We start from the raw sequence: 26,613 nt of genomic DNA on the forward strand, positions 1-26,613 counted from the left end.
CCCGCACCGCACCCGGTGCCAACGCCCGCCCGCCGGCCGCGCCGGCTCCCACCCCGAGGGAACGCGGCGGTGCCGCCCCGAAGGCCCAGCCCTACCAGGAGGAATCGGTTCCCGACATCACGTCGCTGAGTAGTTCTCTCGGCGGCCCGGTCCTCACGGTGATGAACATGCTGATGCCCATGGCTCAGTCTCTCGGCATGGACAACAGCGTCGTCACCGATCAGCTCATCAACCTGGCCTATACCCTCGCCGGCGTCGTCTTCGGCCCGACGAAGTAGACCACCGAAACCCTTCGTTCAAGATCACCACGCTCTGCTGGCGGTCGGCTCGCCGTCGATGCCGCCACCAGAGCGTGGTGATCGCGCGTCCAGGGCCGGGGAGGGGCTCAGTGGGTGGGCGGTGAGAGTGGGGCGCAGCGGCGAGATGGCACCATGGGTGCCGTGATTCCTGTGGTGATCGTTGCTGGGTTTCTGGGGTCAGGGAAGACGACTCTGCTGAACTATCTGCTGCGCAACAACCGGGGGACCCGGATCGGGGTGGTGGTCAACGATTTCGGGGCGGTGAACATCGACGCGATGCTGGTCGCGGGCCAGGTCGATGCCATGGTGTCGCTGGGGAACGGGTGTGTGTGCTGCGCGGTCGACGTGTCCGAGCTCGACGATCTGTTCGCGCAGCTGGCGCAGCCGCGCAGCGCGGTCGACGTGATCGTTGTCGAGGCCAGCGGGCTGGCCGAACCGCGCAATCTGATCCGGATGGTCGTGGCGAATCCGAATCCGCGCATCGGCTACGGCGGACTGGTCGAGGTGGTCGATGCCGAACAATTCGGCGAAACGAGCACCCGGCACCCGGAGTTGATCTCGCATCTGAAACTGGCCGACCTGGTGCTGGTGAACAAGGCCGACCGCGTCACCCCCGAGGCACTCACGGCCCTGCGTGCGCAGATCACCGAGTGGGCCGATCAGGTACCCGTCTACGCGACCACGCACGGCCGGGTCGACCCGGGTCTGCTGTTCGACGAGCGCACCCGCGAAGAGCCGAAGGTGGCGCAGCAGTTGAGCTTCGACGCCCTGCTCGACGACCACGACCACGACGATCCCGACCACCGCCACTTCCACGACGACTACGCCTCGGTGTCGTTCACCAGCGAGCGCCCACTGAATCCCCGTGCGCTGGTGGAGTTCCTGGAGAACCCGCCGCACGGCCTGTTCCGCGCCAAAGGATGCGTGGCCTTCGCCGTGGAGAGCGAGCGGCGCAAATTCGAGATGCACCTGGTCGGCCGCCACGTGACGTTCACCCTCGGCACCTGGGCGCGGGGTGAGCAGCGGGTGTCGAGTCTGGTACTCATCGGCGCGGGCCTCGACGCGGACGCGGCCCTGGAACGCTTGCGCGCCACCGCCTTCGAGGGCGACTCACCACTGGACGACCAAGCGATGCTCGGCATCTGGCGCTACACCCCGAGCATGGTCTAACCGCAGGCGTTGACCCATTCCGAGAGTCCGTCGGCGAACAGTTGCCGCTTCCAGATGGGCACTTCGTGCTTGATCCGGTCGACGAGCTCGTGGCATACGGTGAACGCCTCGGCCCGATGCGGTGCGGCGACGGCGACCACGATCGCCAGGCCACCGATGTCGAGCGCACCGACCCGATGGGCGGCGGCGACGGGAAGTCCACTGGCCGTCGCGACTTCGGCGCACACTGCGTGGAGGAACCGTTCGGCCTGCGGGTGCGCGGAGTACTCGAGCGAGGAAACCGCCTGGCCACCATCGTGATTGCGGACCTTGCCGGTGAACACCACCACGGCGCCGAATTCCGGTCCGTCGACGGCCTTTTCGACGGCGGCGGGATCGAGATCGCGGTCACTGATCGCGGCCAGCGCGACCGTGCCCTTGTCATTCATGATTGCCGCCTCCGGCTACTTGCGCGAGCAGATGATCCAGCAGCGGCTCCAGCACGGCGATGCCGTCCTTCACCCCGCCGGGCGAACCGGGCAGGTTCACCACAACGGTGCTCCCGACCAGGCCCGCGACCCCGCGGCTCAGCGCCGCGAGCGGGAATTTCGCCGTCCCACGCTGCCGGATGGCGTCGGCCACCCCGGGCAGCTCCCGATCGAGCAAGGCCCGTGTCGCTTCGGGGGTTGCGTCGGTCGGCGAGGCGCCGGTGCCGCCGGTCGTGATTACCAGCGACGGCGCCCCGGTCAGTGCGTCGGCCAAGCCTGCCGTGATGTCGGCGTCCGCGTAGACGAGTGGACCGCGCACGGAAAACCCTTGTGCGGCAAGCCATTCGGTGAGCACCGGGCCGGTGGTGTCGACACGTGACCCGGCCGCCGCGCCAGTAGACGCGACCACGACAGCGGCTGTACGAGACCCGGTGGGGGCGCTGTTCATGGCGTGCCGAGAATCAGCGACGGCCGAACGTGATTCGGCAGCATGCGGCGATTCCGAGACGCCGACCGCAGCATCAGCGGCAGGGGCGACGGAACCAGCTGCCTGCGAGATGCCCACAGTGCCGCCCGATTCGGCGACGGCCGGAGCCTCCACGGCCTCGGTCGACGCCGGCCGCGCCTCAGGCCGCACCCAATGTCCGTGCTTGCCACCCTCTTTGGTGACCAGCCGCACCCCGTTCAGCACCGCCGCCGGATCGACCGCCTTCACCATGTCGTGCAGGGTGAGTCCCGCCACGGCGACGGCGGTGAGTGCCTCCATCTCCACCCCGGTCGGCCCGGTGGTCTTGGCGCTCGCCTCGATGGTGATGGTCGTCTCGGTGAACCCGAACTCCACCTTCACCGACGACAGTGCCAGCTGGTGACACAGCGGGATCAGTTCGGAAGTCTTTTTGGCACCGGCGATTCCGGCGAGCCGGGCGGTGGACAGCACGTCGGCCTTGGGCATGCCGTCGGCACGGACCAAGCGCACGACTTCGGCCGTAGTCTCCAATTCGCCTGCGGCGACGGCGATCCGGGTGGTGTCGGGCTTGGCACTCACATCGACCATGCGGGCGCGACCTTCGCGGTCGACGTGCGACAACTCGCTCATAGCATCAAGATTCGCACAGTGGCACCGGCGGCGAGCGTGGTGACCTCGGCGGGAATGTCGACGAGCGCATCGGCCCAGGCCATACCCGCGATGAGATGCGAGCCGGGCCCGGACACGACCTCCACGCCGTCGTCGCAGGTCAGGCCGCGCAGGAACTGACGTTTGCCCGCGGGCGAGCGGACGGCAGTGAGCAGGGTGAGCTCCCGGCTCGCGGGCGCCGGCAGCCCGGCGAGCGCCCGGATCACCGGCCGCGCGAAGACCGTGTAGGAGACCATCGTGCTCACCGGATTGCCCGGGAAACTCAGCACGGGCACACCGTCGACCACCGTGTACCCCTGCGGTCCGCCCGGCTGCACCGCGACGGAACCGAACGTTCCGCCCAGCGGCGCCAGCACCTCTTTGACCACCTCGAAGTCGCCTTTGGACACCCCACCAGAGGTGAACACCACGTCGGCCTTCGCGACAGCCGACGGCAGCACCTGCGCGAAGACGGTCGCGTCGTCGGTGCTGTGGGCGATCTCGAGCACGTCGACGCCGTCGGCGCGCAGCGCGGCGGCCAGTCCGATCCCGTTCGAGTTGTAGATCTGGCCGGGGGCCAGCACCGAACCGGCCGGTCGCAGCTCGTCCCCGGTGGTCAGGCACACCGCACGCAGTCGCGACAGCACCGGCACACTCGCCAGCCCGACGGCGGCCAGCGCGGCGATATGACGCGGCGCGAGCACCGTGCCCGCCCGGGTGACCAGCTCACCCACGCGCACATCGGTACCGGCCTCGCGCACGAATTCCCCACGTGCCCGGCCGCGTTCGACGACGATGCGGTCGGCGCCCGCCTGCACGTCCTCCACCGGGACGACGCAGTCCGCGCCAGGCGGCAGCGGCGCACCCGTCATCACCTTCATCGCCGCGCCCTCGGGCAGTACCTCGGTGCCGGGCCTACCGGCGGCCACTACACCCGCGACCGGCAGCGTCACCGGCGTGACGGCGACGTCGGCAGCCCGCACCGCGTACCCGTCCATCGCCGAATTGCGGAAGACCGGCAGATCGATCGGGGAGTTCACGTCGGCGGCGAGCACGCGCCCGAGTGCGTCGGGGACCGGCACCTGTTCGGGGGTGCGGTCGGCGAGGTGGGCGAGCAGCGCGGCAACGGTGTCGCGGTACTCGTCCACGCTGCGCGCCGAAGCGGTGGCGGGCCGGTGAGTCATGTGCCCAGCCTAATCGTCGTCGCGGTACCCGGTTCGATCGTGTTGCTCACTCTTTCCCGGCCCTAGCGGTGAGCAACGAATCGCCGCACCGGACCCGATGTGACGGCCCCGACGGGTCATACTGGAGGAATGACGCTGGTCGAGATGGGGATCCCCGCTGTGCGCTCGGAGCGGCCGTCTCTCGACGGCAGACCCGAGACGCCGCTGCTGGTCGACCGATTCGGCCGCGTCGCCCGTGACCTGCGCGTCTCCATCACCGAGAAGTGTTCGCTGCGCTGCACGTACTGCATGCCCGAGGAGGGCCTGCCGCCGATCCCGCGCGAGGAACTGCTCACCGCCGACGAGATCGTGCGGCTGGTCTCCCTCGCCGTGAAGGAACTCGGGGTGCGCGAGGTGCGCTTCACGGGTGGCGAACCGCTGATGCGCCGTGAACTCGAGCAGATCATCGCGGGCTGCCACGCCGCCGTTCCCGACACGCCGCTGGCGATGACCACCAACGGTGTCGGCCTCGAACATCGGGTGCGTGCCCTCGCCGCTGCCGGCCTGACCAGGGTGAACGTCTCCCTCGACACCGTCGACCGGCTCGACTTCGCCCGCTTGACCCGCCGCGACCGCCTCGAATCGGTCCTCAACGGCATCCGCGCCGCCCGCGACGCGGGCCTCGCACCGGTGAAGGTGAACGCCGTGCTCATGCGCGACAACCTCGCCGGTGCCGCCGACCTGCTGGCCTGGTGCCTGGCCGAGGAATGTGAACTGCGCTTCATCGAGGAAATGCCGCTCGACGCCGACCACGAGTGGGCGCGCGAACAGATGGTGACCGCTGCCGATCTGCTGGACGTCCTCGGCACCCGCTTCACCCTCACGCCCGCCGGCCGCGCCGACCCCTCGGCGCCCGCGGAGAAGTGGCTGGTCGACGGCGGCCCCGCGACCGTCGGCATCATCGCGACAGTGACCCGCAAGTTCTGCGACGCCTGCGACCGCACCCGGCTCACCGCCGACGGCATGCTGCGCTCGTGCCTGTTCAGCGACCAGGAGTTCGACGTGCGCACCGCCCTGCGGGCCGGCGCCGACGACGCCGAGGTCGCCGAACTGTGGCGCGGCGCGATGTGGCAGAAGTGGGCAGGTCACGGCATCGATGCCGCAGGTTTCGTCCCCCCGGAACGCACGATGGGAGCCATCGGTGGTTGAGGTCCGCTATTTCGCCGCCATCGCCGACGCGGTCGGCAAGAACACCGAAACACTCGACCTCCCCGACGGCGCCACCGTCGCCGACCTACGCACCACCCTCGCCACCACCTACGGTGCCGAGGTGGACACCCTGGTCCGGGTCTGCGCCTTCCTGATCGGCGACGAACTCACCCGCGACCCCGCGGCCATGCTCCGCGACCGAGTGGATGTTCTCCCCCCTTTCGCGGGCGGCTGAACCCGATCCAGCCATAGATCCGGCGCACCGTCTGGCAGGTCGCCGCGAGGGACGACCGGTCTCAGCGATCGCGCCGGCCGGTGTCCCAGACGTGGTCGGCGAAATCCGCGATGCGCGGAGCGATTTCCGGCAGATGGGTCTCCAGGGCGAAATGGCCGGTGTCGAACAGGTGCAGTTCGGCCTGGGGCACGTCGGCGAGGTAGGCGTGGGCGCCGGGCTCGGGGAAGAACGGGTCGTGCCGACCCCAGAGGATCAGGGTGGGTGGTGTGTGCGTCCGCAGCCAGAGCTGCCAGGCGTGATAGCGCTCGAGGTTGCTGTGGTAGTCGAAGGCCAGCGTCAGCTGCGCCTGCTTCCGTCCGGGCGCGTCGAGGAAGTGCTGGTCCAGGGTCCAGGCGTCGGGGTCGAGCACATGCGGGTCGGACACACCGGTTTCGTACTGGCCTCGGGTGCCGTCCAAGGTCAGCAGGTCGCCGATCGCATCGCGTGATCCGGGGGTTTCCGGGGTCAGTGCGATGAAATCGCGGGCGCCGTCGGACAGGCCATCGGTGTAGGCGTTGGCGTTCTGCACGATCAGTCCGGCGATCCACTCCGGATGACGCTCGGCGATCCGGAAGCCCACCGGCCCACCGAAATCGAAGACGTACATGATGAAGCGGTGCAGGCCGAGGGCCTCGAGGAAGCCTTCGGTGATATCGGCCAGACGATCGAACGAATAGGCGAAATCCTCGGGAGCCCAGGTGTGCCCGAAGCCGGGGTAGTCCGGGGCGATGAGGTGGTACCGGTCGCCGAGGGCATCCATCAACCGGCGGAACTGATGTGAGGCGGAGGGGAAGCCGTGCAGCAGTACCAGCGTCGGCGCGTCGCGCGGGCCGGCCTCACGGTAGAAGACGCGCACGCCGTCGACCTCGACGAATCGATGTGCGATCACAGGAATCTCGATCACCGTAAACCCTTTCACGGGAGAAGAAGAGCCGGGCCTCGCTGGTGGGCGAGGCCCGGCGAATTCGGGTCAGTGCTGGTGGTGGCGCACCACCGGCCAGTCGATGTCGGTGTCGACCGCCTTGTTCAGGTAGTTGGTGAACACATTCAGCGCGACACCGGCGATGATCTCGGTGATCTCCCCGTCGGTCAGACCCGCGGCCTTGGCGGCCTTGATATCGGTCTCTTCGACACCACCTCGCGTGCGGACCACGGCCGCGGCGAAGACCAGCACGGCCTCGGCTTTCGGGTCCGACGACTGGCCGTGGCGGTTGCGCTCGATCTCCTCGGCGTCGAGCTTGGCGATATTGGCACCGATGTAGCTGTGCGCCGACAGGCAGTAGTCACAGCCGTTCTCCTCGGCCACCAGCAGCGCGATCCGCTCCCTGGTCGCGGCCGACAGCGCGCCGCCGGCCAGCGCGCCGGAGAAACCGAGGTACGCCTCGAGTACGGCGGGGCTGTTGACCATCGCCCTTGTCATGTTCGGGGTCACACCGAGGGCCTGTTGTACCCCGGCGAGCAGGTCGGCGGCTTTGCCGGTGGCGGCGTCGGACTGGATGAGCGGCAGACGAGACATGAGGAACCTCTTCTTCTGGAACGAACTCGGGATGAGCGGCGACAGCCGGTTTTCTAACCGTCAATCATCTATTTAAAGGTTAGTAGGGGGCGTGTTGATTCCCGATTCGCGAAAGTTTCTTCGGAAGTCGCGGCCTGCCGCCGCACACCTCCGTGAATCCAGAGCTCGCTGACCCGTCTGCCCGCGGACTCGATACGCCATGACGCGGTCCGAGCTGGATGAGGGCGGCGTCGATACCGAGCCGCTCCCGCCCCAGGAACGCGACATCCGCGCGTCTCGAGTCCGCGCGCGGATCAGCTCGCGACGAGCCCGTCGCGAATCGCCAAGGGGGACAGCCCATGCCGACGCTGAACGCGCTCGGTGCGGTGAGCGCTACTCACTGGACTCATCCCCAGTCGATGGGCCACCGTCGCCGACGAGTCGGCGTTCTGCTCGAAGACGATGCCGATATCGGCCTAGCGCCACCAGGTGTCGAGCGGAGTCACCGGCACGGTGCGTTTGTGACGGGTGGCGGTGAACAGCGATTCGACGCGCTCGGCGACCTCGTCGCTCACCTCCTTGCCCTCGAGGTAGTCGTCGATCTCGCTGTAGCGCACACCGAGCGCGTCCTCGTCGGGCAGGGCGGGGCGGTCGTCCTCGAGATCGGCGGTCGGCACCTTCGACCAGGTGCTCGGCGGCGCGCCGAGTTCCTGCAGCAGCGCGGCACCCTGACGCTTGGTGAGGCCGGTGAGAGGGGTCAGGTCGACACCGCCGTCGCCGTACTTGGTGAAGAAACCGGTGACCGCCTCGGCGGCGTGGTCGGTGCCGACCACCAGCAGGTTCTCCTGCCCGGCCAGCGCGTACTGGGCGACCATCCGCTCGCGTGCCTTGATATTGCCGCGCACGAAGTCGCGTAGCCGCTCGTGGTCGATGGACCCGGCCACCTCGGCCGACACCGCGTCGACACCGGGGCGCACGTTCACGACGACGCAGTGGTCGGGGTCGATGAAGTTGAGGGCGACCTGCGCGTCGTGCTCGTCGGCCTGCACGCCGTAGGGCAGCCGCACCGCGAGGAAGGTGGCGTCCTTGCCCTCGGCACGCAGCTCCTCGGCGGCCAGCTGGCACAGCCGACCGGCGAGGGAGCTGTCCTGCCCGCCGCTGATACCGAGCACGAAACCCTTCGCGGGGGTGGTGCTCAGGTACTCCTTGAGGAAGTCGACGCGCCTGCGGACCTCCTGCTTCGGTTCGATCTCGGGTTGCACACCCAATTCGGCAATGATCTGTTCACGCAGTGTCCCCATGCCGTCTCACTCTACTTGGGCGACAGGCGAAACAACCCGGTGAACGAACCATTCCCAGTTGTCGCCGATCTGTGCGCGGGTGTAGCCGAGCTCCTCCATCTGATGCAGGACCAGCGCCGCCGAGAGCGTGGCGAGCAGGCCGTCGGCGACCAGGGCGAGCTCGCCGCGCACCCCGGCCGCGCGCAGCAGCAGCACGATGTGGGCGCGGTGCAGCGCGTAGGGGCCGTCGCCGAAGCGGCCCTTCTCCTCGGCGGCGCGGTGCAGGTCGCCCTCGAGTTCGATATCGAGCAGCCGGGTGCGGCCGAAGGCGATCAGCCGGTCGATCGGCTCGGCCTCGGGCCCGAGCGGTCCTGGTCCGAACATGAAGGCCGTCTGGAACTTCTGTTCGGAGTGGTCGAGCAGGGCCAGCATCAGCCCCGAGCGATTGCCGAAGCGGCGGAACACCGTGCCCTTGCCCACGCCCGCGCGCTTGGCGAGCGCGTCCATGGTGAGTCCGGCGACGCCGTGCTCGCGCACCAGCTGCTGGGCCGCGTCGAGTAGCAGGGCTCGATTGCGGGCCGCGTCGGCGCGCTCGGCCGGTTCGGCATTGAGGGACGAGGGTTGCCCGATCCGCAGCACGCCGGGCTCGTCCGACCTCGGTGTGCTGTAGCTCACGCTGCTCACACGCCCCTCCGGGGAAGTATTCGGACCGCGGTCCGGTTATTGTCGGATGAAACTTGGATCTTTCCACTGAGTACACCAGGAGTCGTCATGAGCGAGACCCGCATCCTTACTCTGGTCGGCAGCCTGCGCGCCGGTTCGATCAACCGCCGCCTCGCCGAGGCCGCCGCACAGACCGCGCCCGAGGGCGTCGACATCGCCATCTACGAGGGTCTCGCCGAGGTTCCGTTCTACAACGAGGACCTCGACGTACCCGGTTCCGTGCCCGCCACCGCGCAGGCGCTGCGCGACGCCGTGGCCGCCGCCGACGCCGTCCTGCTTGTCACGCCCGAGTACAACGGCACCCTGCCTGCCGTGCTGAAGAACGCCATCGACTGGGCCTCGCGTCCCTATGGTGCCGGTTCGATCAAGGACAAGCCGGTCGCCGTGGTGAGTGCCTCGATCAGTGCGCGTGCCGCCGAGTGGGCGCACGGCGACGCGGTGAAGTCTGTGGGCGTCGCGGGTGGTGTGGTCGTGGAGTCGGCCACCGTGCGGTTCGGCACCATCGGTGAGCGGTTCGCCCAGGTGCATCCGGGTGAGGACGCCGAGGCGCTGACCCAGCTCGGTGCCGCGGTGCACGAGCTGGTCGCCGCCGCGAACGGCGCGCGCGTCAGCGCGTAAGCTGACAGCGCTCCCGACGGGCGCCGCATCGACACGGTCGATGCGGCGCTCTTTCGTTGTCGAGCCGGTTTGCTGAAGACTCGCCGGTAGGCGAAATCGTGATCTGAACCACTGTTTCGGCTGCTCGCCGCCGGTGCGTCCTGGGACTTACCCGGTGGAAATTACATCTGTGCGACTCGCAACCCCTTGTGTTGTTCCCATCTGTCGGCCACTAGGTGTAGTGTCTTCGGTACTGGAACACGGTGTGAAGCCACTACTGATCGGGCCCAAGGGAAGGGGTTACGAGCAGGGCTTTCTTCGCCAGATCCAGGAGTTTGCGCAGCATCACCGTTCGTGCACTGCATACGGATCACAGGCTGTGGATCAGGCATAGGAGAGAGGGACTCTAATGACCGTCACCGTGTACACCAAGCCCGCTTGCGTTCAGTGCAATGCCACCTACAAGGCGCTCGACAAGGTCGGGGTGGAGTACGACGTCATCGACATCTCGGAGAACGCCGAGGCGCGCGACTACGTCATGGCGCTCGGTTACCTGCAGGCGCCCGTCGTCGTCGCGGGTGAGGATCACTGGTCGGGCTTCCGTCCCGACCGCATCAAGTCGCTCGCCGTCGCGGCCGCCTAGGACTTCGCTCGGAAGGAGCCGCGATGCCCGAACGGACGACTCCGGGCGGGCTGGTCTACTTCTCCAGCGCTTCGGAGAACACTCACCGTTTCGTCGAGAAGCTGGGTCTCCCGGCTACTCGACTACCACTGCACACCGCTGATTCGCTGCGCGTCGACGAACCCTACGTGCTGATCACCCCCACCTACGGTGGTGGTCGGCACGTCATGGGTGAGCAACGGTCCGACAAGGACCTCGTACCGCGGCAGGTCGCCAAGTTCCTCAACGACCCGCACAACCGTGCCCTGCTGCGCGGTGTGATCGCGGCCGGTAACACGAACTTCGGTGAAACCTACTGTGCTGCAGGCGATGTCATCTCGCGCAAATGCGGGGTGCCGTACCTGTATCGCTTCGAACTGATGGGAACCGCTGAGGACGTCGCGCGCGTCCGAGAGGGATTGGGATTGTTTTGGCAACAGCAACCACAGCACCGGCAGGCAAGTCAGCCCGTCTAGAGCGGTCGGCGGTGCGGCCCGACGCCGCGGGCGAGGTGATGGACTACCACGCCCTCAACGCCATGCTGAACCTGTACGGCCCCGACGGCGAGATCCAGTTCGACAAGGACCGCGAGGCCGCGCACCAGTACTTCTTGCAGCACGTCAACCAGAACACCGTCTTCTTCCACAACCTGGACGAGAAGCTGGACTATCTGGTCAAGGAGAACTACTACGAGCCCGAGGTGCTCGACCAGTACAGCCGCGGCTTCGTCAAGCAGCTGTTCCAGCAGGCCTACGCCAAGAAGTTCCGGTTCCCCACCTTCCTCGGCGCGTTCAAGTACTACACCTCCTACACCCTCAAGACCTTCGACGGTAAGCGCTACCTCGAGCGGTTCGAGGACCGTGTCTGCATGGTCGCGCTGACCCTGGCCGCCGGCGACGAGACGCTGGCGAGCAAGCTGGTCGACGAGATCATCGACGGCCGCTTCCAGCCGGCCACCCCGACATTCCTGAATTCCGGCAAGAAGCAGCGCGGCGAGCCCGTGTCCTGCTTCCTGCTGCGCATCGAGGACAACATGGAGTCCATCGGGCGCTCCATCAACTCCGCGCTGCAGCTGTCCAAGCGCGGCGGCGGTGTGGCCTTGCTGCTGAGCAACATTCGTGAGCACGGCGCACCGATCAAGAAGATCGAGAACCAGAGTTCGGGTGTCATCCCGATCATGAAGCTGCTGGAGGACTCGTTCTCCTACGCCAACCAGCTGGGCGCGCGACAGGGCGCGGGTGCGGTGTACCTGCACGCACACCACCCCGACATCTACCGCTTCCTCGACACCAAGCGCGAGAACGCCGACGAGAAGATCCGCATCAAGACCCTCTCGCTGGGCGTGGTGATCCCCGACATCACCTTCGAGCTGGCGAAGAAGAACGAGGACATGTACTTGTTCTCGCCGTACGACGTCGAGCGCATCTACGGCAAGCCGTTCGCCGATATCGACGTCACCGAGAAGTACTACGAGATGGTCGACGACAAGCGCATCCGCAAGTCGAAGATCAAGGCGCGCGAGTTCTTCCAGACCATCGCCGAGCTGCAGTTCGAGTCGGGCTACCCGTACATCATGTTCGAGGACACGGTGAACCGGGCCAACCCGATCAAGGGCAAGATCACCCACTCGAACCTGTGCTCGGAGATCCTGCAGGTCTCCACCCCGTCGGAGTTCAACGACGACCTCTCGTACTCCAAGGTCGGCAAGGACATCTCCTGCAACCTGGGTTCGCTCAATATCGCCAAGGCGATGGACTCACCCGATTTCGGGCAGACCATCGAGACCTCGATCCGCGCGCTCACCGCGGTGTCGGACCAGACCCACATCTACTCGGTGCCCTCGATCGAGCAGGGCAACAACGAGTCGCACGCCATCGGCCTCGGCCAGATGAACCTGCACGGGTACCTGGCGCGCGAGCGGGTGCACTACGGGTCCGAAGAGGGCATCGACTTCACCAACATGTACTTCTACACCGTGGTCTACCACGCGATCCGGGCGTCGAACCTGATCGCCAAGGAGCGCGGTACCGCCTTCGGCGGCTTCGCCGAGTCGAAGTACGCCAGCGGTGAGTACTTCGACAAGTACACCGATCAGGTGTGGGAGCCCAAGACAGACAAGGTCGCACAGCTCTTCGCCGACGCGGGCGTGCGCATCCCCACCCAGGACGACTGGCGTGAGCTGAAGGCCTCGGTGCAGGAATTCGGCATCTACAACCAGAACCTGCAGGCGGTGCCGCCGACCGGCTCGATCTCCTACATCAACCACTCCACCAGCTCGATCCACCCGGTGGCGTCGAAGATCGAGATCCGCAAGGAAGGCAAGATCGGCCGCGTCTACTACCCGGCCCCGTATCTCACCAACGACAACCTGGAGTACTACCAGGACGCGTACGAGATCGGTTACGAGAAGATCATCGACACCTACGCCGCGGCCACCCAGCACGTGGACCAGGGCCTGTCGCTGACGCTGTTCTTCAAGGACACCGCCACCACCCGCGACCTGAACAAGGCCCAGATCTACGCCTGGCGCAAGGGAATCAAGACCCTCTACTACATCCGCCTGCGGCAGATGGCCCTCGAGGGGACTGAAGTGGAGAACTGCGTCAGCTGCATGTTGTAAGTCTTGGCCGACGACCTCGGTGCGGGTGATCCGCGCCGAGGTCGTTCGTCGTGACCGGCCTCAGCCGAAGAAGTCGAAGCAGGCCCAGCCGCCTCGGAACCACTGGATTATCAGCTGTCCGAGGGACGGGTGGGTGCCGTCTGCGTGGCGCAGGCTGAGGCCGAACGAGCATTTGCCGATGGTGGTGCCGGCCAGGTGCTGGACGATCGTGCGGTGCGTGAACGAGGCTCCGAGCCAGGCGAGCAGGCCGTAGAGCACGCCGGTCGGGCCCTGGACGAGGTGCCAGGTGGTGAGGCCGATCGCGGCGTGCAGGGCCATGTCGATGAGGAACGCGGGGATCACGCCGGTCTCCGAACCCGTGGATGTGCTTCCGGTGAGCGGGAATTCGTCGTGCGCGGTCGTCGTCTCCGGGGCGTACCTCGATCGTCCGTCGCGCTCGTAGCTGCCGTTCCTCGTCGCGTGCCGGGGCGGTGCTGCGTTGGTCATGCGCCACAGATTGCTCGGCTCCGCTTAACAAGAACCGTGTGACGACCTTGGTGATGATCCCTTGTGCCGCAGCCTCTGTCAGGTTATTGTCGCGATGACTATTACTGATGCGGGGGATGACCGTGCTCGATCTGATAGGTGCCATGCAGGAACCGCTGTTCACGCTGCTCGGCACGCCGGTGAGCTGGACCGAGGTGCTCGGATTCGGTAGCGGTGCGCTGTGTGTCTGGCTGGTGGCTCGCCAGCACGCAGGTGGTGTTCATCGCACTGGCCGGCTACGGGTGGTGGACATGGGCCACCGGGGCGCCACGGAGTGAACGGCTGCCCGTCCGCAGGACCACACGCACCGAATGGCTCGTGCTCGGGGCGTGCGGTGTGCTCGGCGCCGCGGCGACCACCGTATTGCTCGATACCGCAACCGAATCGACGGTGCCGTTCTGGGACGCGCTCACCACCGCACTGTCGCTGATGGCCACTTACGGGCAGTGCCGTAAGCGCCTCGAGTCGTGGTGGTTGTGGATCGCGGCCGATGTCGTCTACATCCCCCTCTATGTCTACAAAGACCTCTATCTCACCGCGATCCTGTACTGCGGCTTCCTCGCGTTGTGCGTGCGCGGGCTGATCGCCTGGCGGCGGGATGTGCACGTGGAGCCGGCGGTTGTGGCGGTATGAGCACAATGAATGCGACTGTCGGGCAATCAGATTCCGCACACAGGTTCGCGCACGGTCTGGTGTTGGGCAAGTCCTATCCGCCGCATGCGGGCCACCATCATCTGGTGCGCACCGCAGCCGCGCGCTGTGACCGGCTTACGGTGCTGGTCTGTGCCGCCTCGGTGGAGTCGATTCCGCTCACCGACCGGGTGGCGTGGATGCGTGAAATACACTCAGAGCCAGGCATTTCCGCTGTAGGCGCCGTCGACGACATACCCATGGACCTCACCGATCCGCGGGTCTGGGACGCGCACATGGCGGTGTTCCTTGCCGCCGTCCCCGAGCCGGTCGACGCCGTGTTCACCTCGGAGACCTACGGCGACGAGCTGGCCCGCCGCTTCGGCGCCCAGCCGATCAGCGTCGACCCGCAGCGCCGCCGTTACCCGATCTCGGCGACAGTGATCCGGCGAGATCCGATGGCGCACTGGAAGTTTCTCGCGCCACCGGTGCGAGCCGCGCTCACCAGACGCGTGGTCGTCCTCGGCGCCGAGTCCACCGGAACCACGACCATGGCCGAAGCGCTGGCCGAACATTACGGCGCCCCTCGGGTTCCCGAATACGGCCGCGAATACAGCGAGCGGAAACTCGCCGCCCTCGGCCCCTCCGCCCACTGGTCCCAGGTCGAATTCACCTCCGCCGAGTTCCCCCTGATCGCCGCACGCCAACAAGAACGCGAAGACCGCGCCGCACGCGAGTCGGGCCCCGTACTCTTCTGCGACACCGACGCTTTCGCCACCGAAATCTGGCACGAGCGCTACCTCGGCTTCCCCCACCCGAGCCTGCGCACACCCCCACGTCAGCACCTCTGGCTGCTCACCGACCACACCGCCGTCCCCTTCGAAGACGACGGCCTCCGCGACGGCGAACACCTACGCCCCTGGATGACCGAACGCTTCCACACCGAACTCACCCGAACCGGCAAACGATTCACCGTCCTGACGGGCTCCCATCACGAACGCCTCCGCGCCGCCGTAGCCGCCGTCGACCAACTCCTCTCCGAGGGCTGGTCTTTCGCCGACCCCCTCCCGGAGAAGCACTGAAACCTGAGGACGGTGAACGCCAGGGCGGTCGCGGTTGGGTGCCGGGCTCTAGCCGAACCAGGCCAGCATCTCGAGGGCGGCGCCGAGGCCACGGAACCACTCCTTGATCAGTCGTCCGAGGGTGGGGTAGGTGCCGTCGGTGTAGCGCATGCGGAGGCCGAAGACGGCCTTTCCCAGGGTTGCTCGGGTGAGGCGTTGGATGACGGTGCGGTGCAGGAACGATGCGGTGAGCCAGGCGAGCAGGCCGTAGAGCAGCGATATCGAGCCGGGGACGGCGAACCATGTGGCGGCGCCGATCGCGAGGTGCAGCGACATGTCCAACGGGAACGCGAACCACATCCGGGTGGTGCTGCCGGTCGAATCCTTCGCCAGCAGCGGCCATTCCGCGTCGCGGTCCGGTTTGGCGGGCACCGCCGGGACGAAGACCAGCCGACCGTCGCTGTCTCGCTCGTATCTGGCGCTGAGAAGCTTGGTCTCTTTCCGCATGTCCACCGAGTCGCTCATGTCGGCAAGGTAGGTGAGGGTGCTTAACGGGAACCGTTGATCATGCCAATACTGTGGCCGGGCCAGGTCGAGCTCTCAGTCGACCTGGACTTCGGCGGTTGGCAGCGAATCAAGCTGGTGGGCAAAAGCTTTGCTCTCGGCCATCCGCCAGATTTCCCGTCCGGTGAGTTCCGGGAACGCGGTGCTGAGGAGGACGGCGGTGGCGGCGATGCGCTCGGCGAACTTGTCGGCGCGGGTGCTCGCTCCGCGCGACTGCCAGAACAGCAGGGCGCGGGCCGCGCCGGGCAGCAGACCCGCGGCAACGGTGGCGAGCCCTTGTGGGTCGCTCGGATCGTCGCCGATCAGGCCGTACATCACCACGCCGATCGCGATAACGCCGCATACCAACGAGGCGATGGTCGCCAGCCGCTGCTGCTGGAGCGCGCTGTGATGATGCTCGATGTCGAGGGCGGAGCGCTCGCGTGCGGCGGTTTCGAGCCAGTCGGCCTCGGCCTTCGGTTCCGCGGTGTCCTAGGTGATCGTTCTGCTCAGTTGCTGGACGCGGACACGAGAGCGGCGCGCGTCGAGGAGTTGCAGCGCGGCCGCGTAGGCAGCGCCCAAAGTAGTAGAACCCGCCGCCAATAGTTCGACGGGCATGGTGGCACTCATCGTCCGATTCCCCTTCCCGACCCGCCGACGGGCAGGCCCGGCAGTGATCCTACGTCGCCACCCACCGGAAGTTCGGAGTCGGAAAGCCCGCTGTGGAAACAGGATTCGGCAGAAGCCGCAGTGCCGAGAAGATTCGACAGACGGAGGACCGTACGGATCTGCCACAACCCGGATGGTCGGCAGTGGTGACCGCGACAGGATCGGGCGACGCAGGGCTGGGTGAGGACAATCGCTTGGTAGCTTGGGCGCGTTTGTGAGGCAGTGGAAGGGACCTGGAATGCGCCGGTTGTCGACGATTGGCCTGGGAATCGTGGTGGCGGGCACGGTCGCCGGATGTTCCGGCGACGACCCGGCGGCGAAGGCGCTGTTCGAGCCGTGCGCGGGCGTGGGGGAGCAGGCGCTGACACAGGCGGGGGTCGACCCGGCGTCGCGAGTCCCCGCCGGGTCGGCGGAGGCGGGGTGGCAGACGTGCGCGTGGGACGGTGCGACCGCGTCGTTGCGGGTCTACTCGGCGGATCGTTCCCTCGAGGAGTTCGAGGCCGAGGCCGGTCCCGGCAACTTCTACGACATCACGGTCGCCGGACGTGCGGGACGCAAGCTGGTCGACTCGGCCTCGCTGACCACGGTGTGCGATGTCGCCTTCGGCGCCGAACAGGGAGTGGTCCGCATGATCGTGGTGACCAACCCGGGCCAGCCCGCGCCGGACGCCTGCGCGACGCTGACCCGGATGGGCGAGGCGATCGTTCCCGCCCTACCCGCCTAGCGCGGGAACCACCTCGCGCTCGAACAGTTCGATACCGGAGGTGTCGTAGGCGGCTTCGGGGAAGTTGAGGATGGCGTAGCCGAGGCCGAGATCCTCGACGGCGCCCAGCCGTTCGGCGATCTGCTCGGGCGTGCCGGTGGCGGCGCTGCTCGCGAAATTGTCGGTGACATAGGTCTTGGCCGCATCGGCGCCGAGGAAGGGCGCGTAGCGGTCGACGATGAGCGAGAGACGTTCCTGTACTTCGGTTTCCGTGCTGCCCACCACGGCGTTGAAGTTGGCGCTGCGGGTGATGGCGGCGAAGTCGGTGCCCACCTCTGCGCAGTGTTCGCGCAGGATTTCGGACTTGCGGATGAACTCGTCGGGGACGGCGCTGAAGTTGGTGTAGTTCGCGTACTTCGCGGCGATGCGCAGTGTCTTCTTCTCCCCGCCGCCCGCGATCCAGATGGGAATCCCGTTCTCCTGCAACGGACGTGGGTGCACAATGGCGCCGTCGACCTGGTAGTACCTGCCGTCGAGGGTGGCGCGCCCGGTCCGCCATGCCTGACGGAAGATCTGCACGCCCTCGTCGAGACGGCCCAGGCGTTCACCGGCGGGCGGGAAGCCGTAACCATAAGCGCGCCACTCGTGTTCGTACCAGCCCGCGCCGATACCCATCTCCACCCGGCCACCCGAGATCAGGTCGACCGTCGCGGCGACCTTGGCCAGATAGGCGGGGTTGCGGTAGCTCATGGCCGTACACATCTGCCCCAGCCGCACCCGGCTGGTCGAGGCGGCGAAGGCCGACATCAGCGACCACGCCTCGTGGGTCGCCTCGTCAGTGGGCACGGGGGTGGTGTGGAAGTGGTCGTACACCCAGATCGACTCCCACACGCCGCCGCTGTCGAACCGCTCGGCCAGTTCGCGCATCACCGCCCACTGGTCGGCCGGTTCGATGTCGACCAGGTCGAGCCGCCAGCCCTGGGGGACGAAGATGCCGAAGCGCACAGGTTTCTCCTCAGTGTGTTGACAACCGATGTCGCCGCGCCACGCACCGCGGCTTCCGGTCTCCACTGTTCCCACTGCCGTCCACTCCGGCAACTATTGTGCGCGCGCCGCGCCGAATCCCCGACCGGCGGTTTTCGCCCGCGACCGTCCGCTCAGGCGTTCGGGTCGCCGTAGGAGGCGGCGATGTCCTTGGAGCTGGGCCACCGGCTGTAGGTGGGTGACTGCGGCCAGCCTTCGGGGCTGTCCTGCCACTCCTCCTGGCGTCCGTAGGGGAGGGCGTCGATCAGGCCGAAGGTGTAGGCGAGCTGTTCGGTGCCGCGACCGTCGGTGTGCCAGCTGCGGTAGACGGTGTCGCCGTCGCGCAGGAAGGTGTTCACCGCGAAGCCCGCCCCGGGGCCCGCGCCCATATCGGCGCCGAAGGGGCTGTCGGCGGTGGAATACCAGGTCATGGTGTTGCCGACGCGGCGCTTGTAGGCGAGCACCTCGTCGATGGGGCCCTGGGTGACGATGACGAACCGCGCGTCGTAGGCGTCGAGGAAATCGAGCCGCGCGTACTGGGAGGTGAGCCCGGTGCAGCCGGGGCACTGCCAGGTGTTCCCCGGCGTCCACATGTGGTGGTAGGTGATGAGCTGGGTGCGCCCGTCGAACACCTCGGCGAGCGAAACATCGCTGCCGTCTTCGGCTTCGAGCGTGTAATCGGGCAGGCGGACGGCGGGCAGCCTGCGTCGCTGGGCGGCGATGGCGTCGAGTTCGCGGGTGGCGGCCTTCTCGCGGACGCGAAGGGCGTCGAGTTCGGCTTGCCAGGTGTCGTGGTCGACGACGTTCGGGAGTGCGGTCATGGGTACGGCCTCCGATGTGTACGGCGTGCACATTTGATATGTTCACACCATATACTTCGCGGAAGGGGTGTACAAGGGTTGGCGTATCACCACGGCGATCTCGCGGCCGCGCTGCTCGCGGCGGGCTTGGAACTCACCAGGTCCGGTGGGCCCGACGCGCTGACCATCCGGGAAGTCACCCGTCGCGTCGGGGTCACGCCAAATGCCGCCTACCGGCACTTTCCCGACCGCAAGGCGCTGCTCGACGCGGTGTCGTCGGCGATCCAGGCCGACATGGCGGCGCGCATGGCGACCGACCGCGTACCCGCCGGGCCGCGGGAAAGCCTGCGCGCCGTCGGTCTCGGCTACATCGCGTTCGCGCTCGCCGAACCGGGCTGGTTCGCCGTCGCGTTCTTCGGCGCGGGAGACACCTCGCCCGCCGCGATCGCCGACTCGCCCGCCTACCTGGCCCTCGCCGAGGCGCTCGACATGATGGTCCATATCGGCGACCTCACCCCGTCGGCGCGCGAGGCCGCCACGTGGAGCTGCTGGTCGACGGTGCACGGCTTTGCCGAACTGGCCTTGCGTGGACCGCTGCGCCACGTGGACGGCGCGAAGGTCTGGCAGTTCGCCGAACAGGCGGTCGACACCGTCATCGCGGGATTGCCCGCCCATGGTGTGACAGAGGCCACTGTGACCAGTGGTACGACAGCGTAAAGATGAAACGACCAGTCCTCGCATGTATCCTTCGGGGAGAAGTGTGGGCACAGGGCCCGCGGTGACGACGAGGAGGTGGTGTTGCCATGCGCAGCGAACCCCCTAGTCGAAGGCCGCGCGGCGTCGCCCCTTCGCTCTCGCACTGAAACCGGCCGGCTCTCCTGACGGTGGTGCGTGATGGTCGTGGTGGCGGACGCCCGCGGTAATCCTCGCCGTCTCCCGAAACCATCTCGGCGCATGTACCTACCTCTGCCGTAGGCATGCGCGTTGTCGCGCCCGAGGACTGTCCCATGTCACAGATCGATCTCGTCGAAGCACGTCACGTACCTGTCGAAGCCGTCGCGCACGAGCCGAATCCTATTGTGGCCGAAGATCATTCGGTGACCGAGGCCTTGGCGATCCTGTCGGAGTCGGTGCGCGACATCGTCGAGACCCACCGCGTGAACAGCGCGATGGACTGGCTCGACAACCGACCGCCGCACGTCATCGCCGATGCGCTGGCCCGCATGGACGCCGTGCAGGCCGGGGTGGTGTTCCGGCTGCTCGACAAGGACCGCGCCATCACGGTTTTCGAGGAACTCGAGCCGGTCGACCAGCAGCAGATCCTGCAGGGCCTGCGCGAGAAGAGTTTTCGCGATCTGGTCGAGGCGATGGACCCCGACGACCGCGCCCGCATGCTGCACGAGGCGCCCGCCAAGGTCGCCAAGAAGGTGCTCGAGGGGCTGAGTCCTCGCGAGCGCCGGATGACCGCCGCCCTGCTCGGCTACCCGGAGGGGTCGGTCGGTCACTACATGACGCCGGAAGTCGTTGCGCTGCCGGGCAATCTGACCGTCGCCCAGGCGCTGGCCTTGGTGCGTGCCAAGGGCGCCAACGCCGAAACGGTGTACACCCTGCCCGTGGTCGACCGGGGGCGCAGGCTCACCGGCATCGTGGAACTGCGCGAGCTGGTGCTGCACGCGCCCGAGGCGATGGTGTCGGAACTGGTTGTCACCGAACCGCCGTTCGTGCGTGCCACCGATTCCGCCGAGAAGGCGGCGCGGTTGATGAGTTCGACCAACGAGATCAACCTGGTCGTCGTCGACAGCGAGGACCGGGTGGTCGGACTGCTCACCATCGACGACGCGATGGAGGTGCTCGAGGCCGCCGACAGCGAGGACGTGGCCAAGCAGGCCGGTTCGGCGCCGTGGGAAGGCCATTACATGGCCGCCAAGGTGTTCCAGCTGGCGCGCTACCGGGCACTGTGGCTGATGCTGCTGCTGTTCGCGGCCACGCTCACGGTGAGCGTCACCGACATCTTCGCCACCACCCTCGAGCAGGCGGCCAGCCTGGCGCTGTTCATTCCGCTGCTCATCGGGGCGGGCGGCAACGCGGGCGCGCAGGCGGCCACGGCGTGTGTGCGTGCGCTGGCCGTCGGCGAGGTGCGGGTGTCTGATCTGTTCAAGGTGATCTGGCGCGAATGCCGGGTCGGCCTGGTGCTCGGAAGCATGCTGGCCGCGGCGGGCCTGTTGATCGGCACCGTGTTCGTCGGCCCCAAGATCGCCATCGTCGTGGCTGTCACGCTGGTGCTCATCTGCGGTTGGGCCGCGACCATCGGCGGCACGATGCCGTTGCTGGCCAAGAAGTTCCGCATCGACCCGGCCGTCGTATCGGCGCCGATGGTGACGACACTCGTCGACGCCACCGGCCTGATCATCTACTTCACCACCGCGAAACTCGTTCTCGGCATCTGAGTTTCAGCGGGGTGGAAACAGGGTGAGGGCCGCCGCCATCACGTCCCTCGCGACATCGTCGGTGGCGGCGACCACCTCGACGATGGGGATCCGCCGTCCGAAAATCGTTGATTCAGGTGGCAATTCAGGTCCGACGGCGGCGGTGTAGATAGGAATCGAGCTGTCGTACACCGAGACCGAACGGTGCACGGTCCGCCCGTCGATGTGCTCTTCGGTGCTGTTGGCCGCCAGGTATTCCGGCACCCGGTACTCGTAGCCGACCGTGATCCGTTGTCCCCGGTAACCGAACAGGCACTGGGTGAGTCGCTGCTCGTCGTCGTGCACCGTGCCGACGAGTTTCGTGCGTACCGCGCACGGGTCGGCGCCGAGCAGCACCGTCGGCACGGTGTCGGGGGAGGTGCCCTGCGCCGGTGACTCACGCCACCGCTGCACCATCCCCGGCACCAGCGCGTCGGCGACGGTGCACGGGTTGGTCCCCGGGCGCGAGGACAGGCCGAGGTAGAACGCCGCCCCCGCCGGGAAATGCGCGGTGACGCCGCAGGATCGGGGCTCACCGGCGTCTCGGTCGGGAACGAGGCGGACGGTCACATCGCCGATCTGGCTGGTCCTGCCTCGTCCGCCCGCGGTCAGGCCGGGCAGCAGTGTCGCGTGCCAGGTCAGGGTGGTGCCTTCGCCAGGGGAATCGCTGTGCAGGACCGCCCGGCACGAATCCAGGCCGACGGTGACGCTCTCGACCGAACCCAGCGGTTCGAGCGCCTCGCGCGGCAAGATCGCGCACACATCCACCTGCCGGGTCGCCTGGGCGACCTTCTCGCGTTCGGCTCGGTCACGCGGCACCTGCGACCAGAACTCCGGTGGCGGCGCCGGGACCACCGGCGGTGGCGGCGCGGTCGCGGACGGGTCGCTCTCGTGGTCACCACAGCCGACGCAAACGAGTAATGCCACGGCGAACGCTATCGTGCGCACCATCGGCAACCCCTGTCGTCGGTGACCCGGTCCGATGTCGGACCCGAACCCGAGTGTGCCCGTGCGAGCAATCCACTCGCAAACACCGGAACTGGACCGATGCCGCCTTGTCGCCGCATCGCGATCTCCGCCGGATCGTCACCGGGGCGACATCGGATCCCCGGCCGGGAAGAGCCGGGCGCCCCTACACTAAGGTCCTTTCGCGCAACCGAGACCACACGTCGCGAGTAGATGGAGTAGTGCGATGACAGCACGCCCCCGGGAACAATGGGGTACACGGGCAGGATTCCTGCTCGCGGCGATCGGCTCGGCGGTCGGGCTGGGCAATATCTGGCGATTCCCCTATATCGCCTACGAGAACGGCGGCGGGGCCTTTCTTCTGCCCTACCTCGTCGCCCTGCTCTCGGCAGGTATCCCGCTGCTGATCTTCGAGTACACCATCGGTCACAAGTTTCGTGGGTCGCCGCCGCTGGCGTTCCGTCGGATGGCGCGTGCGGCCGAACCCATCGGCTGGTGGCAGGTGGCGATCTGTTTCGTGATCTCCGTCTACTACGCGGTGATCATCGCCTGGGCCATTCGCTACGTCGGCTTCTCCGTCGGCCAGCAGTGGGGTGACGACCCCGAGAAGTTCTTCTCCAACGACTTCCTGCACGTCGCCGAGCAGCCGGGCTTCGCCGCCCCGTTCGTTCCGGGCGTGCTGTGGCCGCTGATCGCGGTGTGGGTGGTGACGCTGGTCGTCCTCGCCCTCGGTATCCGCCGCGGCATCGAGGTCGCGAGCAAGATCTTCATCCCGCTGCTCGTGGTTCTCTTCCTGATCCTGGTCGTGCGCGCGCTGTTTCTGCCCGGCGCGGCCGAGGGGCTCAACGCGTTCTTCTCCCCGGATTGGTCGAGCATCACCGACGGCAAGGTGTGGGTCGCTGCCTACGGACAGATCTTCTTCTCCCTGTCGGTCGGCTTCGGCATCATGGTCACCTACGCCTCGTACCTGCGGCGCAAGGCCGACCTCGGTGGGTCCGCGCTGGTCGCCGGGTTCGCGAACAGTTCCTTCGAGATCCTGGCCGGTATCGGTGTCTTCGCCACTCTCGGTTTCATGGCGCACCAGACCGGTGTCGCGGTGAGCGAGGCCGCCACGAGCGGTCCGGGTCTGGCCTTCGTCGCGTTCCCGACGATCATCTCCGAATTGTCCTCGGGCGCGGCGTGGTTCGGCATCCTGTTCTTCACCTGCCTGGTTCTCGCCGGGCTCACCTCGCTGATCAGCATCGTCCAGGTGATCGTCTCGGCGGTGCAGGACCGGACCGGGCTCGCCCGGGTGCCCGCGGTGCTGATCGTCGGCGGCCTCACCGCCGCTGTCTCGATCGCCTTGTTCCCGACTCGCAACGGTCTGTACCTGCTCGACGTGGCCGACCACTTCATCAACCAGTACGGCATCGTGCTGGCCGCGTTCGTGGCGGTGATCGTGGTCGCCTGGGCGCTGCGCAAACTCGGTGTACTGCGCGAACACACCGACACGGTGTCCAACCTGAAGGTCGGCCGCGTGTGGATGGTGCTGCTCGGTGTGGTGACGCCGGTGGCGCTGGTGTGGATGATGGTCGACAGCCTGCGCCAGGAATTCGGTGAGACCTACGGCGGATACACGACCGAGTACGTGCTGATCGCGGGCTGGGGCGTGGCCGGTGTGGCCATCGTGCTCGGCGTGGTCATGGCTCTGCTGCCATGGCGCGATCCCGGTGTACCGGAAGACGAGGACGGCGTCGTCGCGGCGCCGGTGACCGAGGAGGCGAAGTCCTGATGTCGGCTGGTGCGATCACAATGCTGATCATTTCGATCGTGGTGGTGTGGGGTGGGCTGCTCGCCTCCGTCATCGCTCTGCGCCGTTTCCCGGAGGACACGGAGTAGCTCACGGCAGCAGCGGCAGTGCCTCGCGCATGACCTTCTCCGCGACGGACGAGTCGGCGGTGACCGACACCTTCGGCACGCGGGGGCCGAGCAGGGCGTCGGTCGGGCCGGGAGTCAGAGCCCGGCCGACGATGGCGGTCAGGGAGATGATGGACGATGTCGCGGTGCCCGGTTCGAAGCGGAACACCTGGCGCCCGCCGACCGTGAAGGCGGGGGTGTCATCGGTGACGGAGCGTTCGGAGCCGTAGTCGTAGGTCACGATCGCCTCGTGGCCGTCGACGGTGAGTTTGCAGGTGGTGAGCCGCTGATCGCGCACGGGGACGAGCGAACCGAGCAGCGGGGCAACGGCACACGGGTCGGCGCCGGTCACCACCGTGCGATCCGTATCGGGTGAGGTGCCGTGCGGCGGCTCCTCGCGGAACTCGACCAGCGCGATCCGCAACAGGTCGGCGGCGGTCGCACACGCGTCGCCCGGCGCGCGGACACTCAGCGACAGATCGGCGCCCGACACGAACAGCGCCCACGCCTGACACGCCGCCCGCGACTGCGGATCCGACGACGTAGCGGGCTCGTCGTCGAACAACACGCGCACATCGCCCATCGACTCCTCGCGCACCGGTCCGTCCATCGCGGGTTCACCGGAGAACATCACCCCTGTACTCCAGGTGGCGTCGATACCGGTGAGATGACCATCGACGGCGATGGCGGCGCGGCACTGATCCGGGCGGACGTCCTCGACCGTGCTCACCGTTCCGAACGGCTCGAGCGAGGCGCGCGGCAGCAGGGCGCACACGTCGATCGCGCGTACCTTGCGCAGGACGGTCACCTTCTCCTCGTCGGAAACCGCTGCCCTGGACCAGAATCCGTCGCTGGGCATCGCATCCGGCGCGGGGCCGGGACCGCATGCGACCGAGGTCACCGCGGCGAGGGTCAACAGAAACATCCGTCGCACAGTCGATGTCCCTTCGGATCGATTCACTCTCTCCCGACGATCTTCCCGCACGGTGATCGTGGGTCGACGGGGTGGTTCCGGATCGGGCGGCGGGTGGTGGTACTCACCGACGGGGCGGGGTGGTCGGTGCGTGTGAGGAAAACGCGGGCGATGCGATGGTGGTCCGCGCGGGCGCGTGACGCACAATGGGGGCCGCGTGTGTGGTGCGGATGGTCGGCCGGTGAGGTCGGATCGCCCGCATCGCAACACAAGCTGTTGTGCTCCGCGAGGTTGTCACCCACTACGAGTAGTGTTCGTGGGGAACGGCCTCGCACACGGCGGCGGGTGCGGGTCACAGGTCTGGCGGAAAGGTGTGGAGGCGGAATGAAGCTCATCGATCGGGTGTCGGCCATCAACTGGAATCGGGTACCCGATGAGAAGGATGCCGAGGTCTGGGACCGGCTCACCGGCAACTTCTGGCTGCCGGAGAAGGTGCCGGTGTCCAACGACATCCCCTCCTGGAACACGCTGACCACCGAGGAGAAGCAGCTCACCATGCGGGTCTTCACCGGCCTGACGCTGCTCGACACCATCCAGGGCACCGTCGGCGCGGTCTCGCTGATCCCCGACGCGCTCACCCCGCACGAGGAGGCGGTGTACACCAACATCGCGTTCATGGAGTCGGTGCACGCCAAGAGCTACAGCTCCATCTTCTCCACCCTGTGCTCCACCAAGGAGATCGACGAGGCGTTCCGCTGGTCGGAGGAGAACCGCAACCTGCAGCGCAAGGCCGAGATCGTCCTGTCGTACTACAACGGCGACGACCCGCTCAAGCGCAAGGTCGCCTCCACGCTGCTGGAGAGCTTCCTGTTCTACTCCGGCTTCTACCTGCCGATGCACTGGTCCTCGCGGGCCAAGCTCACCAACACCGCCGACATGATCCGCCTGATCATCCGCGACGAGGCGGTGCACGGGTACTACATCGGCTACAAGTACCAGAAGGGCCTCGAGCTGGTCTCCCAGGCCGAGCGCGACGAGCTCAAGAACTACACCTTCGAGCTGCTCTTCGAGCTCTACGACAACGAGGTCGACTACACCCAGGACCTCTACGACGAGGTCGGCCTCACCGAGGACGTCAAGAAGTTCCTGCGCTACAACGCCAACAAGGCGCTGATGAACCTCGGCTACGAGGGCCTGTTCCCCAAGGACGAGTGCGAGGTGAACCCGGCGATCCTGTCGGCGCTGTCACCCAACGCCGACGAGAACCACGACTTCTTCTCCGGTTCGGGTTCCAGCTACGTCATCGGCAAGGCCGTCAACACCGAGGACGAGGACTGGGAGTTCTAG

Annotated in this window: 30 protein-coding genes and 1 pseudogene; 16 read left to right on the forward strand and 15 right to left on the reverse strand. The window is 67.2% G+C overall.

What is annotated here, in order from left to right; genetic code table 11:
* Both NI2_RS34500 and NI2_RS20605 read left to right on the forward strand, forming a co-directional pair.
* Positions 1-278 (forward strand): annotated as a pseudogene (locus tag NI2_RS34500) (N-acetylmuramoyl-L-alanine amidase); the annotation flags it as partial.
* Positions 279-431: 153 nt separating this feature from the next.
* Entirely contained in the window at positions 432-1,469 is a 1,038-nt protein-coding gene (locus NI2_RS20605; protein WP_067493070.1) for a CobW family GTP-binding protein, read from the forward strand.
* Here NI2_RS20605 and NI2_RS20610 read toward each other — a convergent pair.
* Genes NI2_RS20610 through NI2_RS20620 form a run of 3 tightly spaced genes read right to left on the reverse strand, consistent with a single transcriptional unit; the run spans position 1,466 to position 4,234 of the window.
* Positions 1,466-1,897: a molybdenum cofactor biosynthesis protein MoaE gene (locus NI2_RS20610; RefSeq protein WP_067493072.1), complete on the reverse strand. Its 432-nt coding sequence runs from the start codon at positions 1,895-1,897 to the stop codon at positions 1,466-1,468. The genes NI2_RS20605 and NI2_RS20610 overlap by 4 nt on opposite strands.
* Complete coding sequence (gene moaCB / locus NI2_RS20615; RefSeq protein WP_067493074.1) at positions 1,890-3,032, reverse strand: bifunctional molybdenum cofactor biosynthesis protein MoaC/MoaB; 1,143 nt, start codon at positions 3,030-3,032, stop codon at positions 1,890-1,892. Before moaCB ends, NI2_RS20610 begins: the two co-directional genes overlap by 8 nt.
* Entirely contained in the window at positions 3,029-4,234 is a 1,206-nt protein-coding gene (locus NI2_RS20620) for a molybdopterin molybdotransferase MoeA (RefSeq protein WP_067493076.1), read from the reverse strand. Before NI2_RS20620 ends, moaCB begins: the two co-directional genes overlap by 4 nt.
* A gap of 129 nt (positions 4,235-4,363) precedes the next feature.
* On the opposite strand from NI2_RS20620, the gene moaA reads away from it, so the two are divergent.
* Positions 4,364-5,422 (forward strand): GTP 3',8-cyclase MoaA, encoded by a 1,059-nt coding sequence (moaA, locus tag NI2_RS20625; protein ID WP_067493078.1) that lies wholly within the window; start codon positions 4,364-4,366, stop codon positions 5,420-5,422.
* Positions 5,415-5,657: a MoaD/ThiS family protein gene (locus tag NI2_RS20630; RefSeq protein ID WP_067493080.1), complete on the forward strand. Its 243-nt coding sequence runs from the start codon at positions 5,415-5,417 to the stop codon at positions 5,655-5,657. The genes moaA and NI2_RS20630 overlap by 8 nt, the downstream gene beginning before the upstream one ends.
* A gap of 61 nt (positions 5,658-5,718) precedes the next feature.
* Here the strand turns inward: NI2_RS20630 and NI2_RS20635 are convergent, their stop codons facing one another.
* The 4 genes from NI2_RS20635 to NI2_RS20650 form a co-directional block, all read right to left on the reverse strand.
* The gene (locus NI2_RS20635) at positions 5,719-6,600 is read right to left on the reverse strand and encodes an alpha/beta fold hydrolase (RefSeq protein WP_243749721.1); all 882 of its coding nucleotides are present in this window, start codon (positions 6,598-6,600) and stop codon (positions 5,719-5,721) included.
* A gap of 66 nt (positions 6,601-6,666) precedes the next feature.
* The gene (locus NI2_RS20640) at positions 6,667-7,212 is read right to left on the reverse strand and encodes a carboxymuconolactone decarboxylase family protein (protein ID WP_067493082.1); all 546 of its coding nucleotides are present in this window, start codon (positions 7,210-7,212) and stop codon (positions 6,667-6,669) included.
* Between the two features lie 455 nt (positions 7,213-7,667).
* The gene (gene nadE / locus NI2_RS20645) at positions 7,668-8,492 is read right to left on the reverse strand and encodes an NAD(+) synthase (protein WP_067493084.1); all 825 of its coding nucleotides are present in this window, start codon (positions 8,490-8,492) and stop codon (positions 7,668-7,670) included.
* Positions 8,493-8,498: 6 nt separating this feature from the next.
* Positions 8,499-9,107 carry a TetR/AcrR family transcriptional regulator gene (locus NI2_RS20650; RefSeq protein ID WP_067493425.1) on the reverse strand — a complete coding sequence of 203 codons (609 nt, stop codon included), beginning with the start codon at positions 9,105-9,107 and terminating at the stop codon, positions 8,499-8,501.
* Between the two features lie 135 nt (positions 9,108-9,242).
* Here NI2_RS20650 and NI2_RS20655 point away from each other — a divergent pair, with 135 nt between their 5' ends.
* The 4 genes from NI2_RS20655 to nrdE all read left to right on the forward strand — a co-directional run bounded on the left by NI2_RS20655 (position 9,243) and on the right by nrdE (position 13,072).
* The gene (locus NI2_RS20655; protein WP_067493086.1) at positions 9,243-9,812 is read left to right on the forward strand and encodes an NAD(P)H-dependent oxidoreductase; all 570 of its coding nucleotides are present in this window, start codon (positions 9,243-9,245) and stop codon (positions 9,810-9,812) included.
* 388 nt (positions 9,813-10,200) lie between these two features.
* Positions 10,201-10,434 (forward strand): glutaredoxin-like protein NrdH, encoded by a 234-nt coding sequence (gene nrdH, locus NI2_RS20660; RefSeq protein ID WP_067493089.1) that lies wholly within the window; start codon positions 10,201-10,203, stop codon positions 10,432-10,434.
* A gap of 23 nt (positions 10,435-10,457) precedes the next feature.
* A complete protein-coding gene (nrdI, locus tag NI2_RS20665) occupies positions 10,458-10,928 on the forward strand; it encodes a class Ib ribonucleoside-diphosphate reductase assembly flavoprotein NrdI (RefSeq protein WP_067493091.1) in 471 nt (156 codons plus the stop codon).
* A 38-nt stretch (positions 10,929-10,966) separates the two neighbouring features.
* Positions 10,967-13,072: a class 1b ribonucleoside-diphosphate reductase subunit alpha gene (gene nrdE, locus NI2_RS20670; protein ID WP_133733911.1), complete on the forward strand. Its 2,106-nt coding sequence runs from the start codon at positions 10,967-10,969 to the stop codon at positions 13,070-13,072.
* Between the two features lie 60 nt (positions 13,073-13,132).
* Here nrdE and NI2_RS20675 read toward each other — a convergent pair whose 3' ends face one another.
* Positions 13,133-13,558: an RDD family protein gene (locus NI2_RS20675; protein WP_067493094.1), complete on the reverse strand. Its 426-nt coding sequence runs from the start codon at positions 13,556-13,558 to the stop codon at positions 13,133-13,135.
* A gap of 222 nt (positions 13,559-13,780) precedes the next feature.
* Between NI2_RS20675 and pnuC the strand changes: the two genes are divergently transcribed.
* Positions 13,781-14,230: a nicotinamide riboside transporter PnuC gene (gene pnuC / locus NI2_RS20680; RefSeq protein WP_307657694.1), complete on the forward strand. Its 450-nt coding sequence runs from the start codon at positions 13,781-13,783 to the stop codon at positions 14,228-14,230.
* The gene (locus NI2_RS20685; protein ID WP_243749720.1) at positions 14,227-15,309 is read left to right on the forward strand and encodes an AAA family ATPase; all 1,083 of its coding nucleotides are present in this window, start codon (positions 14,227-14,229) and stop codon (positions 15,307-15,309) included. Before pnuC ends, NI2_RS20685 begins: the two co-directional genes overlap by 4 nt.
* 48 nt (positions 15,310-15,357) lie before the next feature.
* On the opposite strand, the gene NI2_RS20690 is transcribed toward NI2_RS20685, so the two are convergent.
* The 3 genes from NI2_RS20690 to NI2_RS33920 all read right to left on the reverse strand — a co-directional run bounded on the left by NI2_RS20690 (position 15,358) and on the right by NI2_RS33920 (position 16,461).
* Complete coding sequence (locus NI2_RS20690; RefSeq protein ID WP_067493099.1) at positions 15,358-15,813, reverse strand: RDD family protein; 456 nt, start codon at positions 15,811-15,813, stop codon at positions 15,358-15,360.
* 75 nt (positions 15,814-15,888) lie between these two features.
* A complete protein-coding gene (locus NI2_RS20695; RefSeq protein WP_133733807.1) occupies positions 15,889-16,200 on the reverse strand; it encodes a hypothetical protein in 312 nt (103 codons plus the stop codon).
* A 123-nt stretch (positions 16,201-16,323) separates the two neighbouring features.
* On the reverse strand, positions 16,324-16,461 hold the full coding sequence (locus tag NI2_RS33920) for a hypothetical protein (protein ID WP_157104671.1): 138 nt from the start codon (positions 16,459-16,461) through the stop codon (positions 16,324-16,326).
* Positions 16,462-16,738: 277 nt separating this feature from the next.
* Between NI2_RS33920 and NI2_RS20700 the strand changes: the two genes are divergently transcribed.
* Positions 16,739-17,224: a DUF3558 family protein gene (locus NI2_RS20700; RefSeq protein WP_084476572.1), complete on the forward strand. Its 486-nt coding sequence runs from the start codon at positions 16,739-16,741 to the stop codon at positions 17,222-17,224.
* Here the strand turns inward: NI2_RS20700 and NI2_RS20705 are convergent.
* Entirely contained in the window at positions 17,213-18,208 is a 996-nt protein-coding gene (locus NI2_RS20705) for an LLM class F420-dependent oxidoreductase (protein ID WP_067493105.1), read from the reverse strand. The two genes, NI2_RS20700 and NI2_RS20705, sit on opposite strands and share 12 nt — an antisense overlap.
* A gap of 152 nt (positions 18,209-18,360) precedes the next feature.
* Complete coding sequence (locus tag NI2_RS20710) at positions 18,361-19,047, reverse strand: DUF899 domain-containing protein (protein WP_067493107.1); 687 nt, start codon at positions 19,045-19,047, stop codon at positions 18,361-18,363.
* A 78-nt stretch (positions 19,048-19,125) separates the two neighbouring features.
* Between NI2_RS20710 and NI2_RS20715 the strand changes: the two genes are divergently transcribed.
* Positions 19,126-19,743 (forward strand): TetR/AcrR family transcriptional regulator, encoded by a 618-nt coding sequence (locus NI2_RS20715; protein WP_067493108.1) that lies wholly within the window; start codon positions 19,126-19,128, stop codon positions 19,741-19,743.
* 290 nt (positions 19,744-20,033) lie between these two features.
* Entirely contained in the window at positions 20,034-21,473 is a 1,440-nt protein-coding gene (mgtE, locus tag NI2_RS20720) for a magnesium transporter (RefSeq protein ID WP_243749719.1), read from the forward strand.
* A gap of 3 nt (positions 21,474-21,476) precedes the next feature.
* On the opposite strand, the gene NI2_RS20725 is transcribed toward mgtE, so the two are convergent.
* Positions 21,477-22,442, reverse strand: coding sequence for a peptidase (locus tag NI2_RS20725; protein ID WP_067493110.1), 966 nt, complete (start codon positions 22,440-22,442; stop codon positions 21,477-21,479).
* A 241-nt stretch (positions 22,443-22,683) separates the two neighbouring features.
* Between NI2_RS20725 and NI2_RS20730 the strand changes: the two genes are divergently transcribed.
* Both NI2_RS20730 and NI2_RS33195 read left to right on the forward strand, forming a co-directional pair.
* The gene (locus NI2_RS20730; RefSeq protein WP_067493112.1) at positions 22,684-24,228 is read left to right on the forward strand and encodes a sodium-dependent transporter; all 1,545 of its coding nucleotides are present in this window, start codon (positions 22,684-22,686) and stop codon (positions 24,226-24,228) included.
* Positions 24,228-24,335, forward strand: a complete 108-nt coding sequence (locus NI2_RS33195) for a methionine/alanine import family NSS transporter small subunit (RefSeq protein WP_084456630.1) — start codon at positions 24,228-24,230, stop codon at positions 24,333-24,335. The genes NI2_RS20730 and NI2_RS33195 overlap by 1 nt, the downstream gene beginning before the upstream one ends.
* A gap of 1 nt (position 24,336) precedes the next feature.
* Here NI2_RS33195 and NI2_RS20735 read toward each other — a convergent pair whose 3' ends face one another.
* A complete protein-coding gene (locus NI2_RS20735) occupies positions 24,337-25,278 on the reverse strand; it encodes a hypothetical protein (protein WP_067493114.1) in 942 nt (313 codons plus the stop codon).
* A gap of 372 nt (positions 25,279-25,650) precedes the next feature.
* Here NI2_RS20735 and nrdF point away from each other — a divergent pair, with 372 nt between their 5' ends.
* Positions 25,651-26,613 carry a class 1b ribonucleoside-diphosphate reductase subunit beta gene (nrdF, locus tag NI2_RS20740; RefSeq protein ID WP_067493116.1) on the forward strand — a complete coding sequence of 321 codons (963 nt, stop codon included), beginning with the start codon at positions 25,651-25,653 and terminating at the stop codon, positions 26,611-26,613.

It is taken from the genome of Nocardia ignorata NBRC 108230 (assembly GCF_001612905.1).
Classification (GTDB): Bacteria; Actinomycetota; Actinomycetes; order Mycobacteriales; family Mycobacteriaceae; genus Nocardia; species Nocardia ignorata.